We start from the raw sequence: 15,349 nt of genomic DNA on the forward strand, positions 1-15,349 counted from the left end.
TCCTATTTTAGTCAAATTCCAGTTCCACCTGCTCATTACCTACCAAAGTCCGCAAATCTATCAATAAGCGGTCGGTGGGCGTCACGCGCCAGGTTGCGCCAAAACGCAGCTTGGCCCGCGCATCTTCCCGTTGATAGTAAAGATGCACTGGAATCGTCCCCGAGCGATGGGGTTCCAAAGACTGACGGAGACGGTTCAAAAGCTGGTCATCAATTTGCCTGTCCGTCAGCGAGATAGCAAGTCCGCGAGCGTATTTTTCACGGGCTTCACTGATATCCATTAGCTCGCGGGCGGTCATTTTAAGCCCGCCGCTAAAGTCATCAAAGCTGACCTGTCCACTGGCGATCAGGATACGGTCTTTTTCCAATAAATGCTGGTATTTTTCTAACGCATCGGTGAATAACATCACCTCCAGACGGCCAGAACGGTCATCCAGAGTACAGATCCCGATGCGGTTACCGCGCTTGGTGACCATAACCCGCGAGGCGATCACCAGCCCAACGGCGGTGGTCATTTTGCCCCGATCCGTCGGGTGCATATCTTTCAAACGCTGGCCACCGGCATAGCGTTCGATCTCCTTCAGGTACTGGGTGATCGGGTGCCCGGTGAGGTACAACCCCAGCGTTTCCCGTTCACCGTCCAGCACCACCTGCTCCTGCCAGCGGGGCACGTTGGCGTAGGATTGCTCCACTTGCTCCGGCGCTTCCGCCAGTACGCCAAACATGTCCACCTGGCCGATCGCTTCGGCTTTGGCATGCTGATCTGCCGCTTTCAGCGCATCGGGCAATGAGTTCATCAATGCGGCGCGGTGCGGCCCAAGGCGGTCGAACGCCCCGGACATGATCAGCTTTTCCAGAATGCGGCGGTTAATTTTTTTGATGTCGGAACGCGCGCACAGATCGAACAGGTCTTTAAAGTAGCCCTGTTCACCGCTGTTACGCGCTTCCAGAATAGCTTCAATCGGCCCTTCCCCAACGCCTTTGATGGCGCCGATACCGTAAACGATCTCACCTTCATCGTTAACGTGGAAATGGTACTGGCCGCTGTTGATGTCCGGCGGCAGGATTTTCAGCCCCATGCGCCAGCACTCATCCACCAGCCCCACCACCTTATCGGTGTTGTCCATATCGGCGGTCATCACCGCCGCCATAAACTCGGCCGGGTAGTGTGCCTTCAGCCACAGCGTCTGGTAGGACACCAACGCATAAGCGGCAGAGTGCGATTTGTTGAAACCGTAACCGGCGAATTTCTCCACCAGGTCGAAGATTTTTACTGACAGTTCACCGTCGATACCGCGTGATTTTGCCCCATCCTCGAAACCGCCACGCTGCTTGGCCATCTCAACCGGGTTCTTTTTACCCATCGCACGACGCAACATGTCCGCGCCGCCCAGCGAATACCCGGCCAGGACCTGGGCAATCTGCATAACCTGTTCTTGATACAGGATGATGCCATACGTCGGCTCCAGCACCGGCTTGAGCGACTCATGCTGCCACTGGATATCCGGGTAGGAAATTTCTTCGCGGCCGTGCTTACGGTCGATAAAGTTATCCACCATGCCTGACTGCAAAGGCCCAGGGCGGAACAGCGCCACCAGTGCGATCATGTCTTCGAAACAGTCGGGCTTCAGACGTTTGATCAAATCCTTCATGCCGCGCGATTCAAGCTGGAAGACCGCGGTGGTCTCCGAACGCTGCAGCATGTCGAAGCTCTTTTTGTCTTCGAGCGGGATGGCGGCGATATCAATCGGCTCCAGCCCGGTTTTGGCGCGCCGGGCGTTGATCATCTCCAACGCCCAGTCGATGATGGTCAGAGTACGCAAGCCGAGGAAGTCGAACTTCACCAGCCCGGCGTATTCCACGTCGTTCTTGTCGAACTGGGTAACCGGATGCTGCCCCTCGGCGTCACAATACAACGGCGCGAAGTCGGTGATTTTGGTCGGCGCGATCACCACGCCCCCGGCGTGCTTACCGGCGTTACGCGTTACCCCTTCCAGCTTGCGCGCCATGTCAATCAGCGCTTTGACTTCCTCATCGGCCTCGTAAATTTCCGGCAGTTGGGGTTCGGCGGCAAAGGCTTTTTCCAGCGTCATGCCCGGATCGGGCGGCACCAGTTTAGAGATGCGGTCGACGAAGCCATAGGGGTGGCCCAGCACGCGGCCCACGTCACGAATAACCGCTTTCGCCGCCATGGTACCGAAGGTGATGATTTGCGATACCGCCTCTCGGCCGTACATTTCCGCCACGTGCTCAATCACCAGATCGCGTTTTTCCATGCAGAAGTCGACGTCGAAGTCGGGCATCGAAACACGTTCCGGGTTCAGGAAACGTTCAAACAGCAGGTCAAATTCCAGCGGGTCGAGATCGGTGATTTTCAGTGCATAGGCTACTAACGAACCGGCACCGGAACCACGCCCCGGGCCTACCGGTACGTTGTTATCCTTCGACCACTGGATGAACTCCATCACGATCAGGAAGTAACCCGGGAAGCCCATCTGGTTGATCACGTTCAGTTCAATATCCAGACGTTCATCGTATTCAGGGCGACGTTGAGCGCGTACTTCCGGGTCGGGGAACAAAAACTCCAGGCGATCTTCCAGCCCTTCCTTCGACTTGAGGATCAGGAAGTCTTCGGTGCTCATATCACCGGTCGGGAACTGCGGCAGGAAATACTCACCGAGGCGAATCGTCACGTTACAACGCTTGGCGATCTCTACGCTGTTGAGCAGCGCTTCCGGGATGTCGGCAAACAGCTCGCACATCTCATCTTCGTTGCGCATGTATTGTTGCGCCGTATAGTTGCGTGGGCGCTTGGGATCGTCCAGCGTGAAACCATCATGAATGGCGACACGAATTTCATGGGCGTCAAAGTCGTCCTCGACCAGAAAGCGCACATCGTTAGTGGCCACCACCGGCAATCCGCGTTCAGTGGCCAGCGCCACTGCGGCGTGCAGATAGTTTTCTTCGTCCGGCCGACCGGTGCGGATCAATTCGAGGTAATAACTGTCCGGGAAGTATTGCTGATAGAAATCCAGGCACTGCTCCACCTGCGGCTGGTTGCCGCGCAGCAGAAACTTGCCGACGTCCCCCTGGCGCGCGCCAGACAGCAAAATCAGCCCTTCACGGTGCTCAATCAACCAGTCGCGATCAATGGTCGGGCCGGCGGCACCGTAACCACGCTGATAAGCGCGGGAAATCAGCAACGTCAGGTTTTGGTAACCTTCATTATTGGCGGCCAGCACGGTGAGCTGCGCCAGCTCATCGCCCAGCACTTCGCTTTGCACATGAAAATCCGCGCCGATGATCGGTTTGATCCCGGCGCCGTGCGCGCTGCCATAGAACTTCACCAGACCACACAGGTTGGTAAAGTCGGTAATTGCCAAAGCAGGCATGGCTAACGCGGCGGCTCTCTTCACCAACGGCCCGATCTTGGCTAATCCATCAATCATGGAGTAGTCGCTATGAACGCGCAGGTGAATAAAACGAGGTTCGGCCATATCCAGATACCTGAATCTAGGGGCTCAGCGGACTGAACCCGGGTTAACGCTATCGCTTGTCTGGCCCGGATAACCAGGCCTGCAGATTACAGCCCCAGCGCCCTTCTTACCGGGGCAAAACTGCGGCGGTGATGCTCGGTCGCACCCAGCGCGGCCAGCCGCTCCAGATGGAAGGCGGTCGGGTAGCCCTTATGCTGCGCAAAACCGTAGTCGGGGAACACAAGATCCAATTCGGCCATTTCGCGGTCACGCGTTACCTTAGCCAGAATGGATGCCGCGCTGATTTCCGCCACGCGGCTGTCTCCCTTCACCACCGCCTGTGAACGCATCGGCAATTTCGGGCAGCGGTTACCGTCGATCAATACCATGTCCGGTGCGATATGCAACCCGGCAACCGCACGCTGCATCGCCAGCATAGTGGCATGCAGAATGTTAAGTTGGTCGATCTCTTCTGGCTCAGCGCGGCCCAGGCTCCAGGACAACGCTTTCTCGACGATTTCGTCATACAGCGCCAGGCGGCGCTTTTCACTGAGCTTTTTCGAGTCCGCCAGGCCCACGATCGGCCGGGCGGGATCGAGGATCACCGCAGCGGTCACCACTGCGCCAACCAAAGGACCACGGCCCACTTCGTCCACACCTGCAATCAGCGTGGCGACAGGATAGATGAAAGGTTCAATCATGCTTTTGCCAGCTCCAACACAGCCTGAGCGGCCTGTTCATCAGCACCGCAACGGATGCTTTGGTGCAAAGTAAGGAAGGTTTGTTTCAGTTCGTCGGTTTGCGCGTTCTCTTCCAGCAACGGCATCACCGCCGCCGCCAGCTTGTCCGGCACGCAGTCATGCTGCAGCAGTTCGGTGACGATTTCACGGCCTGCCAACAGATTGGGCAGCGAGACATACGGCGTCTTCACTAACCGCTGCGCCAGCCAGAAGGTAAAGGGTTTCATACGGTAGCCCACCACCATCGGACATTTGGCCAGCATGCACTCCAGCGCGGCGGTGCCTGAAGCCAGTAATGCCGCGTCGCTGGCAACCATCGCCTCACGCCCTTGACCGTTCAGCAGATGCACGCGCAGCTCGGGCGCCACTTCAGCTTTGATCCGCTCAAACTGTTCGCGACGTTTGGCGTTAACCAGCGGCACCACCAGCTCAAGCTCGGGATAACGGGTACGCAGCAACTGCGCCGTTTTCAGGAAGTCGGCGCTCAGCATCTCAACTTCTGCGCTGCGGCTGCCCGGCAACAGGGCCAGACAACGTGCGTCGGGTGCGATGCCCAGCGTAGCGCGCGCAGCCAATTTATCCGCCTGCAGCGGCATGGCATCAGCCATGGTGTGGCCGATAAACCGGCAGGGAACGTTAAAACGATCGTAAAACGCTTTTTCGAAAGGGAGAAACGCCAGCACCAGATCGGTGGCTTTGCCAATTTTGAAAACGCGCTTTTGACGCCAGGCCCAGACGGACGGGCTGACATAGTGAATGGTGCGAATGCCGCGTTGTTTCAGACGGCCTTCCAGGGTGATATTGAAGTCAGGCGCGTCGATACCCACAAACACGTCCGGCTTCAGTTCGCTGAACCGGCGGGTAAGACCCTTGCGGATCTTTAACAGGCGTGGCAGGCGCTCAAGCACCTCCACCACGCCCATTACCGCCAGCTCTTCCATTTCGTACCAGGTTTCACAGCCTTCAGCCTGCATCAGCGGGCCGGCGACGCCAACAAAACGCGCGTCGGGGACTTGCGCCTTAAGCGCGCGGATCAATCCGGCGCCAAGAATATCACCGGAGGTTTCTCCGGCGACCAATCCGATAGTCAATGGGCGATTTTGCATAGGTCAGCGAATGATACCGCGGGTTGAGCGGCCAAAGAAATCCAGGAACTGCTGCACCACCGGCTGCTCTTTTGCCAGGGTTTCGATTTCTGTTTTCGCTTCATCCAGCGTTTTCTCGCTGCGATAAAGGATCTTGTAGGCGTTACGGATTGCCTGCATTTGATCTTTATCGAAACCACGACGTTTCAGGCCCACGGCGTTAACGCCGAATGGCGTGGCGTGGTTACCCTGCGCGATGACAAAAGGAGGCACGTCTTGGGCAACACCGGAACAACCGCCCACCATCACGTGGGTGCCGATGATGCAGAACTGGTGGATAGCCGTCATGCCACCAATAATGGCATGGTCGTCAATTTCCACATGCCCGGCAAGCGTAGCATTGTTCGCCAAGATACAGGAATTACCCACCACACAGTCGTGCGCAACGTGCACGTTAACCATCAGCAGGTTGTCATTACCTACCTTGGTCAACCCTGTGCCCTGCGCTGTGCCGCGATGAATGGTCACGCTTTCGCGAATGCGATTGCGATCGCCAATCTCGACACGCGTAGGTTCGCCCGCGTATTTCAGATCCTGATTCACTTCACCAATAGAGGCGAATTGATAGATCTGGTTATCGCGACCGATTTTGGTCAGGCCATTCACCACAATGTGGGATTTCAGTACCGTGCCTTCGCCGATTTCCACCTGGGAGCCGACGTAACAGAAGGGACCGATGTGCGCGCCAGCGCCGATAACGGCACCTTCTTCGATAATCGCGCTAGGATGGATAAAGGCGGTTTTGTCGATCACGGATTAAGCCTCCCGGCTGCGCGCACACATCATGGTTGCTTCGCAGACAATTTTGCCGTCGACGGTTGCCACGCCTTTAAAGCGCGTCAGACCACGACGTGTTTTCTCAAAGGTGACTTCCATGATCATCTGATCACCAGGCACTACCGGGCGTTTGAAACGGGCTTCATCGATACCGGCGAAGTAATACAGCTCGCCCGGTTCCAGTTTGCCGACGCTTTTGAACGCCAAAATACCGGTGGCCTGCGCCATGGCTTCCAGAATCAATACGCCTGGAAAAATCGGCTTACCAGGGAAGTGTCCCTGGAAAAACGGCTCATTTACAGATACGTTCTTCACCGCACGCAGGAATTTGTGCTCCTCAAACTCGAGGACGCGATCAACCAGCAAGAACGGGTAACGGTGAGGAAGCAACTCTAAAATTTCTGCAATATCCAGAGTATGAGTGTCAGTAGTCAAAATACTCTTCCTGTCTCTAAAAACTGATGGCATCAACAACACGGCCTGCGCTGACCCCAAAAGGAGATCATCATGCAGGCCGCAAATTAACAACTCTTTGCGCTTTTGGTCTCATGACCAACGCGTTTCGTTTTGTACCCAGTCAGGCGGGCGGTAGTGATTAGTCCTTTCCGACTTTTCGTTCGACAGCTTTTAAGCGCTTGCTAATCTCATCGATATTCATCACCAACGCAGCGGTTTTACGCCAAACTTTGTTGGGTTGTAACGGAATGCCCGAAGAGTATACCCCAGGTTCGGTGATTGGTCGCATAACCATTCCCATTCCGGTGACAACAACCTTGTCGGCGATCTCCATGTGACCATTGATCACGCTGGCTCCACCGATCTGGCAGTAGCGGCCGATTTTCAGGCTGCCCGCCATGATAACACCGCCGGCAACGGCAGTATTGTCGCCAATCACAACGTTATGTGCAATCTGACATTGGTTGTCGATGATAACACCATTCCCGATCTGGGTGTTATCCAACGCGCCGCGGTCAATGGTGGTGCAAGCGCCGATTTCGACGCGATCGCCGATAATCACCGTGCCCAACTGAGGAATTTTAATCCAGTTGCCGCGTTCGTTGGCATAGCCGAAACCATCAGCACCAATCACGGTGCCCGATTGAATCAGACAGTGCTGACCGATCTCGACTTCATGATAAATCGTTACGTTCGCCCACAGACGCGTACCTGCGCCAATGCGTGCACGTTTGCCGATAAAACAGCCTGGGCCGATAACCACGTTATCGCCAAGTACGGCACCCGACTCGATCACCGCATTCGCACCGATAGCGACATTCTGCCCCAAAGTGGCTTCAGGTGAGATTACCGCGCTTGGGGCAATATCCTGGGCCGGAGACGGGGTGGTGTCCATCAGTTGCGCCATGCGCGCATAGGTCAGGTAAGGGTTTTTAACCACCAGCGCCGCAGAACGGCAGTGTGGTAAATCCGCCTCGGTAAGCACCACTGCGCTTGCCTGGCAGGAAGCCAGCTGCTCTTGATAGCGGCTGTTTGACAAAAACGTGATTTGGCCAGCCTGTGCCGAATGCATAGAAGCAATGCCGGTGATGACGAGATCGCCATCACCGTGCAATTGTGCATCCAACTGCTGCGCTAAATCAGCCAGTCGAATAGAAGGCATGTTGTTATTTAACCTGTTTCAGCACGTCAGCAGTGATGTCTTTAGAAGAACCTGCGTAGGCAACGGCATTAGCATCGATCACTACGTCGTAGCCTTCTTTGCTGGCAACAGATTTCACAGCGTCCTGAATACGGCTCAGGATTTTGTTACGCTCTTCCATCTGGCGGCGACGGTTGTCCTGCTCAAAAGCCTGAGCTTTCTGAGAGAACTGCTCGCGCTGTGCCATCACGTCTTTTTCGAGCTTGCTGCGATCGCTGGCTTTCATGGTAGCGCCATCACGCTGCAGACGTTGCATTTTGGTCTGAAGGCTACGCTCCATGTTCTGAAGCTCACCCGCACGGCCTTTGAACTCGTTTTCCAGCTGTTTAGCTACGGTTTCACGAGCCGGCAACTGTTGGAAAATGCTGGAGACGTTAACTACAGCGATCTTATCTGCTGCCTGAACGCCAGCTGAAGCAGCCATTGCTAAACCGAGGCCTGCGGCACACAACCACTTTTTCACTATAAACTCCTTACCATCACCCATTTGTGCCATATGACACTTGAAGTACACAATCTGCCAGACTTATCCCGCAAAACAATGAGAATCATCTCTGTGTTCCGGCGGGCGCCTGGCATTTGCGATTCTTAATAACTGCTTATGCCCAGAAGCTCGACCCGTTACCAGGTCTTACCAATGTTAAATTGGAACTGTTCGGACTTGTCGCCTTCGTATTTCTTGATCGGGTTGGCATAAGAGAACACCAATGGCCCCAAAGGTGACATCCACTGCAAGGCGATACCGGCAGAAACGCGGATGTTGCTCGCTTTACTGTAGTCCGGAATATCGTACATGCTGGTTTCGGAAGAGTTCTTCCAGTTGGTATCCCATACGGTACCCGCATCCATGAACAGGGAAGTACGCACTGAGTTGGCGTATTTCTCGCTGATGAATGGCGTTGGCGTAATCAGCTCCATACTGGCGACGGCCATGGCGTTACCGCCGACCGCATCGTCCGAATTACAAATCGGCGTGCCGTTGCTGCAGCTATACGAGTTGGAATTGTAGTACGCCGCTTTTGGACCGATGGTGTTCGAACCGAAACCACGCACGGTGCTGGAGCCGCCGGCGTAGAAGTTCTCGTAGAACGGCATTTCTTTGCCGCCCAGACCATCTGCATAACCCAGACGACCACGACCCAACAGCACCCAGGTGCGATCGTCGTTGATTGGGACGTATTGCACGCTGTCCAGCGTCAGCTTGTAGTATTCGTTATCCGACCCCGGAATGGTCACTTTACCATTCAGCGTAGTGCGGTTACCCGAAGTTGGGAAATACCCACGGTCCAGGTTGTTGTAGGTCCAACCCAGGTTCAGCGTGAAGTCATCCGCAGAGTAGCTGGCGCGGTCGGTCTTGTTCGGATCCAGGCCCATCGAGTCCAGATAACGCCACATGGCAACCTGCGGCTGCATGTTGGACAGGCCGTTATGCACGTAACCCAAACCGGTACGCAACGAGTTGTTTTCGTTGATTGGGAAGCCCAGAGTGCCGTCTATACCGTAACTCTTGTTGGTATAGTCGGACAGGTCCGCATCGTCCGCTTTAAAGTCGTTGTAGAAGATACGCCCGCCCAAACTCACACCGTCAACGGTGAAGTACGGGTTGGTAACCGACAGCTCGGTGTAGGTCTGGTAGTCGTTCTTGGTGCCGCTGATACCGACGGAGTAGCCGGTACCCAGCCAGTTGTCCTGCTGGACCCCCGCCTGGAAGCTCACGCCGCTCTCGGTGCCGTAGCCGACGCCGAAGTTGAAGGTACCGGTGTTACGCTCTTTCACTTTGTAAGTGACGTCTACCTGATCCGCAGTGCCAGGCACGCGCTGGGTTTCCACATCTACCGTTTCAAAATAGCCCAAACGGTTCAGACGTTCTTTACCCTGCTCGACCTGAGCGTTGCCCAGCCACGCACCTTCCATCTGACGCATTTCACGGCGCAGTACGGAGTCTTTACTGGTGTCGTTGCCTTCGAACTTGATGCGACGCACATAGAAACGGTTACCCGCATCGATGTTTACGTGCAGCTTCACGGTTTTATCCGCGTCGTTGATTTCAGGCTGCGTAGATACGCGCGGGTAGGCATAACCATAACGGCCCAACATCGTTTTGATGTTGTCTTCCATTTTGGTGACTTTGCTGCCGTTATACAGCTCACCCGGTTCAATCTTGGTCAACTGGGCGACTTCCGCCGAGTGGCCGGCCAGATTGCCGTTCACCATCACGCCGGTGAGCTTGTACTGCTCGCCTTCAGTGATGTTGATGGTGATGTAGATGCCTTTTTTGTCCGGCGTCAGGCTGACCTGAGTCGAATCGATATTAAAGCGCGCGTAGCCGCGGTCCAGATAGAAACTGCGCAGGGTTTCGAGGTCACCCGCCAACTTTTGTTTCTGGTATTTGCGATCGCCAACCAGGTTCCACCACGGCACTTCATCACGCAGTTGGAAGCGTGAAATCAGCTCATCGTTAGTGAAGGCATGGTTGCCGACAATGTTGATTTGTTGAATCTTGGCGGAAACCCCTTCCGTGAACACCAGTTTCAGGTCGACACGGTTACGCGGCAACGGCGTGACAACGGCTTTCACCGAGGCGCTGTATTTACCGACGCTGTAATAGAAGTCTTCCAGCCCTTTTTCAATGCTGGATATCGTGGTGCGGTCGAGCGCTTCGCCAACCCGAACGCCAGAGGCCTCCAGGTTTTGCTTGAGCATGTCATCCTTCACCGACTTGTTGCCGGAGAAAGTGATGCTGGCAATGGTAGGGCGTTCCTTAACCTGAACAATCAGCGTATTACCATCGCGCAGCACGCGAACGTCCTCGAAGTTGCCAGTGGCAAACAAGGCACGGATGGTATTACTGATATCATCGTCAGAGACGGTATCGCCTACGCGAACCGGCATGTTGAGTAACGCCGCACCGACGGCGACTCGCTGCAGGCCTTCGAAATGAATATCTTTCACTACGAACCCGTCTGCACCGTATACGGTGGCGCTGCCAAACAGCAGCGACGCTATGAGCAACTTTTTCATCGCCATCGTTGTTATGCGTTCTTCCTAACCTATCCCCGCCCCTAAAGGCGAGAAAAATCATTGAAAAGTGCAAGACCCATTAAAAGCACCAACACGATCGAACCTATGCGGTAACTGTAGTCCTGTACTCGCTCGGAAACCGGCCCACCCTTCAGCTTTTCTATCGCCAGGAAGAGGAGATGCCCACCATCTAACACCGGTAATGGGAACAGGTTGATGATGCCCAGGTTGACACTGATCAACGCCAGGAACATCAAATAATACACTAACCCGACCCCGGCTGACGCCCCTGCTCCCTGTGCAATCGAAATCGGGCCACTCAGGTTGTTCAGCTTCACATCACCGGTTATTAATTTACCCAGCATTTTGACCGTAAGGCTCATCAGCTGCCAGGTCTTGTCCCCAGCCTGATACAGCGCCGGGAAAGGTCCATACTGGCGAATCGTTTTATACTCGTCCGGCAGCGGCAACACCTTCGGAATGATGCCTGCAAAACCCACCGATTTGTCTTTTCCCACCGGCTTTGTATCCGGTATCAGCGTCAAAGACAAGGGGGCGCCGTTTCTTTCAACCTCTAAAACCAGCGGTTGCCCAGGGCCGTTGTGGATCCGTTTAACCAACGTTTGCCAACGACCCAATAGCTGACCGTCGACTTTAACGATCCTGTCCCCCGCTTGCAAACCCGCCTTTTGTGCCGCCGACCCCGGCTGCACTTCGGCAAGGACAGATTCTATCTGTGGACCGCGCGGAATAATACCCAGCGCAACCACGGGATCCTGTTTGTCCGGCTCAAAATTCCACTGGCGCAAATCCAGAGTTTTGGTCACCACCTGAGAAGAGCCAAACGGTGCGATACCCACTTCGGTTTCCGCGTCGCCGATCTTCGCCACCAGCGCCAGACGAACTGATTCCCAATCAGGCGTTTCGATGCCGTCAACGGACTTAAGTTCCATTCCTGGCGAAATTTCAGCGTGGGCGGCAATCGACTGTGGGGATATTTCACCAATCACCGGACGGAAGCTGGGAACGCCGATAATAAATACCAGCCAGTAAGCAAGGATAGCAAACAGGAAGTTGGCGATAGGGCCGGCGCTGACGATAGCGGCGCGTTGCCACACGGTTTTGTTGTTAAATGCCTGATGGCGGAATTCCGGTGCAACCGAATCAACCCGCTCATCGAGCATCTTCACGTAGCCGCCCAGCGGGATCAGGGCAATCACGTACTCCGTTCCCTGGCGGTCAGTACGGCGCCATAAGGCGCGGCCAAAACCGATGGAAAAGCGTTCTACACGGACGCCGCAACGACGAGCGACCCAAAAGTGCCCGAACTCGTGCACGGTGATCAAAACACCGAGTGCAATAAGAAATGCGACTAAGTTCCAGAGCACGCTACCCATAATCCCTTCACTCCCCGTCGTTGACGGATTAAAACACTAACAGCATCAGGCAGGCAAATACAGGCACTGCTGCGGTCAGGCTGTCGATACGATCCAGTATACCGCCATGACCCGGTATCAAATGACCACTGTCTTTGATACCCGCTTCGCGTTTGAACATGCTCTCGGTAAGATCGCCCAGCACGGAAGCCAGTGCGGCAATCACCGAACAAATCAGTAAGGTGGTCGGCACGATATTCAACGGGGCATAACGGCCAAACAACCAGGATATCAGGGCCGAGGTAATCAGACCACCGATGAGCCCTTCCCAGGTTTTCCCCGGTGAAACTTTTGGCGCCAGCTTATGCTTGCCGAACAGTTTGCCGAACATGTAGGCGCCGGAATCCGCACCCCAAACCAGCAACATCACATACAGCAGCCACCATGCGCCGGTGAAGTGGTTTTGCTCATAGCCGAACTGACGCAACGACAGCATGCCCCAGAAGAACGGCACTATGGTCAGTAAGCCAAAAATCAGACGTATTGGACGCGAATTACGCCACAGCGCGGCAGACCCCGGATAAAACAGCACCAGCAGCAGCGCCGCCAACCACCAGGCCAATGACAGCCACAGCGGCCCGCCTACCTGAGGCAGGTGAACCGACTGGTGATAGGCCGGAATGCTGAGCATCATCAACGCCAGCAGGAGGCCGCACAATATCGCCAGCCAGATGCGCTGCGAGCGGGAGGTAAAACCGGCCAGTTGGCCCCACTCCCAGGCTGCCAGCATGCACACAGCCAGCGTGACCAGGGCAAAGCCCACCGGCGGCAGCAAGAACAACGCCGCGATAACAATCGGGATTAAAATCAGAGCCGTTATGAGGCGATACTTCAGCAAAAGTTCCCCCTAGGACGCATTGGCGCCGATAGGTGTTGTTCCCCCGAAGCGACGCTCGCGTTGTGCAAATGCATTCAGCGCACCTTCAAAGACAAGTTCATCAAAATCAGGCCAGAGTACATCAGTAAAGTAAAGTTCGGCATAAGCAATTTGCCACAGCAAGAAGTTACTGATGCGGTGTTCACCGCCCGTGCGGATCACCAGATCCACCGGTGACAGATCGCTCATGCAGACCCGCTCACCCAGTAATTCTTCGCTAATTTGATCCGGACGCAGAGACCCGTCCTTCACCTGCTCAGCCAGTTCCCTTACTCCCTGAATAATATCCCAACGGCCGCCGTAGTTGGCAGCAATGTTGAGCGTCAGGCCATCGTTATTTTCTGTCAGTTGCTCGGAGCGACGGATCCGCTCTTGCAAACGCGCGCTGAAACGGCTGATATCGCCGATCACCCGCAGTCTGACGTTATGTTTATGCAGGCTTTTTACTTCGCTGTCCAAGGCACGGACGAAAAGCTCCATGAGGGCGGAGACTTCCTGCACCGGACGGTTCCAGTTCTCGCTGCTGAAGGCATAAAGCGTGAGCGCATCTAAATGGTTGTTGGCGGCAAAACTGACCGCGCGACGAACCGATTTCACCCCTGCTTTATGACCGAAGACACGTAACTTACCCTGACGTTTAGCCCAGCGCCCGTTACCGTCCATGATAATGGCAACATGCCGTGGCCCCAGAGTGGACGGATTAGCCTCTTGTTGATTTGCGGACGACATAACTCGTACTTATTTCCTCAATAGAAATACAACTGCCCTTCCGGAACATCAGGCCCTTACGCGCAAAAAAAGCCGTGTGCCCGACACGGCTTTTCAGTCTGCCCGGCGGCAGTCGGTAATTTCCGCTGCGCCGTTGGCGTTCGAGATATCAATCGGGCCAAAATTCAACGGTATAACCGCTGACAAGTGGCGCAGACTATATCACCTCAGCCGGGCCTGAACAAACGGCCCCACTGCGGCACGCGTAATTTGCGAACAAAATAAGATAAATGCCGTTATCAGTTGCGCAGTGATTTAACCAACCCAACTGCAACCTCACGTGCCTGGCGATCTATTTCTAAGACCGCATCAATGCAGGACGGTTCCTGCAGTGATAGCCGTTCGACCACTTTTTGGTTCACCGCCGCAATATCGGTAAAGCGAATCTGCTCCTGCAGGAAAGCCGCCACTGCTACTTCATTAGCCGCATTCAGTGCGGTGGTTGCCGCCTGCCCGGCGTCAAAGGCCTCGATGGCCAGATACAGGCAGGGATAACGTTCCCGTTCAGGTTCGGCAAAGGTCAGCGAGCCGATACGGCAAAAATCCAACGCTTCCACGCCAGAGCTGACCCGCTGCGGGTAAGCCATAGCATGGGCGATCGGCGTGCGCATATCCGGCGTGCCCAACTGGGCCAGTACGCTGCCATCGGTGTAGCGCACCATCGAGTGGATCACCGACTGCGGATGCAGAATCACTTCCATTTGTTCAGCCGAGGCGTTAAACAGCCAGCGGGCCTCAATATATTCCAGTCCTTTGTTCATCATGGTGGCGGAATCCACCGAGATCTTGCGCCCCATCGACCAATTGGGATGGGCGCAGGCCTGATCCGGCGTCATCGTGGCAAACTGTTCCAGTGGCGTGGTGCGGAACGGGCCGCCGGAACCGGTGAGCACGATGCGCGACACACCATGACTGTCTAATGAAGAGTATCCCAACTGACGCTGAATGCTCTCAGGCAAACTCTGAAAAATGGCGTTATGCTCGCTGTCCAGCGGCAGCAACTGCGTCTGACTTTTTTGCACCGCGTCCATAAACAGGCGCCCACAGGTCACCAGCGACTCTTTGTTCGCCAGCAGCACCTGCTTGCCTGCGCGAATTGCCGCCAGCGTGGGTAGCAGCCCGGCAGCGCCGACGATGGCGGCGGTAACCTGATCAACGTCATCCAACGCCGCCAGTTCACAAGCGGCCTGCTCGCCTGCCATCACCTCGGTGGCAATGCCATTTTCCGCCAGCAGAATGCGCAGTTCACGCGCGGCGCCTTCGTCCGCCATCGCGGCATAGGCCGGACGAAATTCAATGCATTGCTGCGCCATAACCGCTACGTTGTGGCCGGCAACCAGCGCTTTAATCGCAAAAAGGTCGGGGTTTTCCCTGACCACGGCCAGGGTACTGGTCCCCACTGAGCCGGTGGAGCCAAGAATAGTCAGTTGCTTCATGAGCTCACTCTGAATAA

General features: G+C 55.4%; 12 protein-coding genes. All 12 read right to left on the bottom strand.

The annotated features are described in order from the left end of the window. Positions 1–7 precede the first annotated feature (7 nt). Entirely contained in the window at positions 8–3,496 is a 3,489-nt protein-coding gene (gene dnaE / locus LQ945_RS08330; RefSeq protein ID WP_270102677.1) for a DNA polymerase III subunit alpha, read from the bottom strand. An 86-nt stretch (positions 3,497–3,582) separates the two neighbouring features. Further along, positions 3,583–4,176: a ribonuclease HII gene (rnhB, locus tag LQ945_RS08335; RefSeq protein WP_020828353.1), complete on the bottom strand. Its 594-nt coding sequence runs from the start codon at positions 4,174–4,176 to the stop codon at positions 3,583–3,585. Next, positions 4,173–5,321 carry a lipid-A-disaccharide synthase gene (lpxB, locus tag LQ945_RS08340; RefSeq protein ID WP_270102678.1) on the bottom strand — a complete coding sequence of 383 codons (1,149 nt, stop codon included), beginning with the start codon at positions 5,319–5,321 and terminating at the stop codon, positions 4,173–4,175. The genes rnhB and lpxB overlap by 4 nt, the downstream gene beginning before the upstream one ends. Positions 5,322–5,324: 3 nt before the next feature. Next, positions 5,325–6,113, bottom strand: coding sequence for an acyl-ACP--UDP-N-acetylglucosamine O-acyltransferase (gene lpxA, locus LQ945_RS08345; protein WP_020828355.1), 789 nt, complete (start codon positions 6,111–6,113; stop codon positions 5,325–5,327). A gap of 3 nt (positions 6,114–6,116) precedes the next feature. Further along, on the bottom strand, positions 6,117–6,572 hold the full coding sequence (gene fabZ, locus LQ945_RS08350; protein ID WP_017893789.1) for a 3-hydroxyacyl-ACP dehydratase FabZ: 456 nt from the start codon (positions 6,570–6,572) through the stop codon (positions 6,117–6,119). A 160-nt stretch (positions 6,573–6,732) separates the two neighbouring features. After that, a complete protein-coding gene (lpxD, locus tag LQ945_RS08355; RefSeq protein ID WP_044553121.1) occupies positions 6,733–7,755 on the bottom strand; it encodes a UDP-3-O-(3-hydroxymyristoyl)glucosamine N-acyltransferase in 1,023 nt (340 codons plus the stop codon). Between the two features lie 4 nt (positions 7,756–7,759). Continuing rightward, a complete protein-coding gene (skp, locus tag LQ945_RS08360; protein ID WP_020828357.1) occupies positions 7,760–8,257 on the bottom strand; it encodes a molecular chaperone Skp in 498 nt (165 codons plus the stop codon). A gap of 158 nt (positions 8,258–8,415) precedes the next feature. After that, positions 8,416–10,821 (bottom strand): outer membrane protein assembly factor BamA, encoded by a 2,406-nt coding sequence (gene bamA / locus LQ945_RS08365; RefSeq protein WP_020828358.1) that lies wholly within the window; start codon positions 10,819–10,821, stop codon positions 8,416–8,418. Positions 10,822–10,856: 35 nt separating this feature from the next. Next, positions 10,857–12,212, bottom strand: a complete 1,356-nt coding sequence (gene rseP, locus LQ945_RS08370; RefSeq protein WP_044553124.1) for a sigma E protease regulator RseP — start codon at positions 12,210–12,212, stop codon at positions 10,857–10,859. Between the two features lie 28 nt (positions 12,213–12,240). Next, positions 12,241–13,089 (bottom strand): phosphatidate cytidylyltransferase, encoded by an 849-nt coding sequence (gene cdsA, locus LQ945_RS08375; protein WP_044553125.1) that lies wholly within the window; start codon positions 13,087–13,089, stop codon positions 12,241–12,243. 9 nt (positions 13,090–13,098) lie between these two features. Then, positions 13,099–13,857, bottom strand: coding sequence for a (2E,6E)-farnesyl-diphosphate-specific ditrans,polycis-undecaprenyl-diphosphate synthase (gene ispU / locus LQ945_RS08380; RefSeq protein WP_020828361.1), 759 nt, complete (start codon positions 13,855–13,857; stop codon positions 13,099–13,101). A gap of 278 nt (positions 13,858–14,135) precedes the next feature. Further along, on the bottom strand, positions 14,136–15,332 hold the full coding sequence (gene ispC, locus LQ945_RS08385) for a 1-deoxy-D-xylulose-5-phosphate reductoisomerase (protein ID WP_270102679.1): 1,197 nt from the start codon (positions 15,330–15,332) through the stop codon (positions 14,136–14,138). Positions 15,333–15,349 lie beyond the last annotated feature (17 nt).

The sequence above is a fragment of the Serratia liquefaciens genome, assembly GCF_027594825.1.
Classification (GTDB): Bacteria; Pseudomonadota; Gammaproteobacteria; order Enterobacterales; family Enterobacteriaceae; genus Serratia; species Serratia liquefaciens_A.

Bases quoted from the DNA above. Each gene is read 5' to 3' on its own strand.
- dnaE (WP_270102677.1), bottom strand. From the start codon at position 3,496: ATGGCCGAACCTCGTTTTATTCACCTGCGCGTTCATAGCGACTACTCC.
- rnhB (WP_020828353.1), bottom strand. From the start codon at position 4,176: ATGATTGAACCTTTCATCTATCCTGTCGCCACGCTGATTGCAGGTGTG.
- lpxB (WP_270102678.1), bottom strand. From the start codon at position 5,321: ATGCAAAATCGCCCATTGACTATCGGATTGGTCGCCGGAGAAACCTCC.
- lpxD (WP_044553121.1), bottom strand. From the start codon at position 7,755: ATGCCTTCTATTCGACTGGCTGATTTAGCGCAGCAGTTGGATGCACAA.
- bamA (WP_020828358.1), bottom strand. From the start codon at position 10,821: ATGGCGATGAAAAAGTTGCTCATAGCGTCGCTGCTGTTTGGCAGCGCC.
- rseP (WP_044553124.1), bottom strand. From the start codon at position 12,212: ATGGGTAGCGTGCTCTGGAACTTAGTCGCATTTCTTATTGCACTCGGT.
- ispU (WP_020828361.1), bottom strand. From the start codon at position 13,857: ATGTCGTCCGCAAATCAACAAGAGGCTAATCCGTCCACTCTGGGGCCA.
- ispC (WP_270102679.1), bottom strand. From the start codon at position 15,332: ATGAAGCAACTGACTATTCTTGGCTCCACCGGCTCAGTGGGGACCAGT.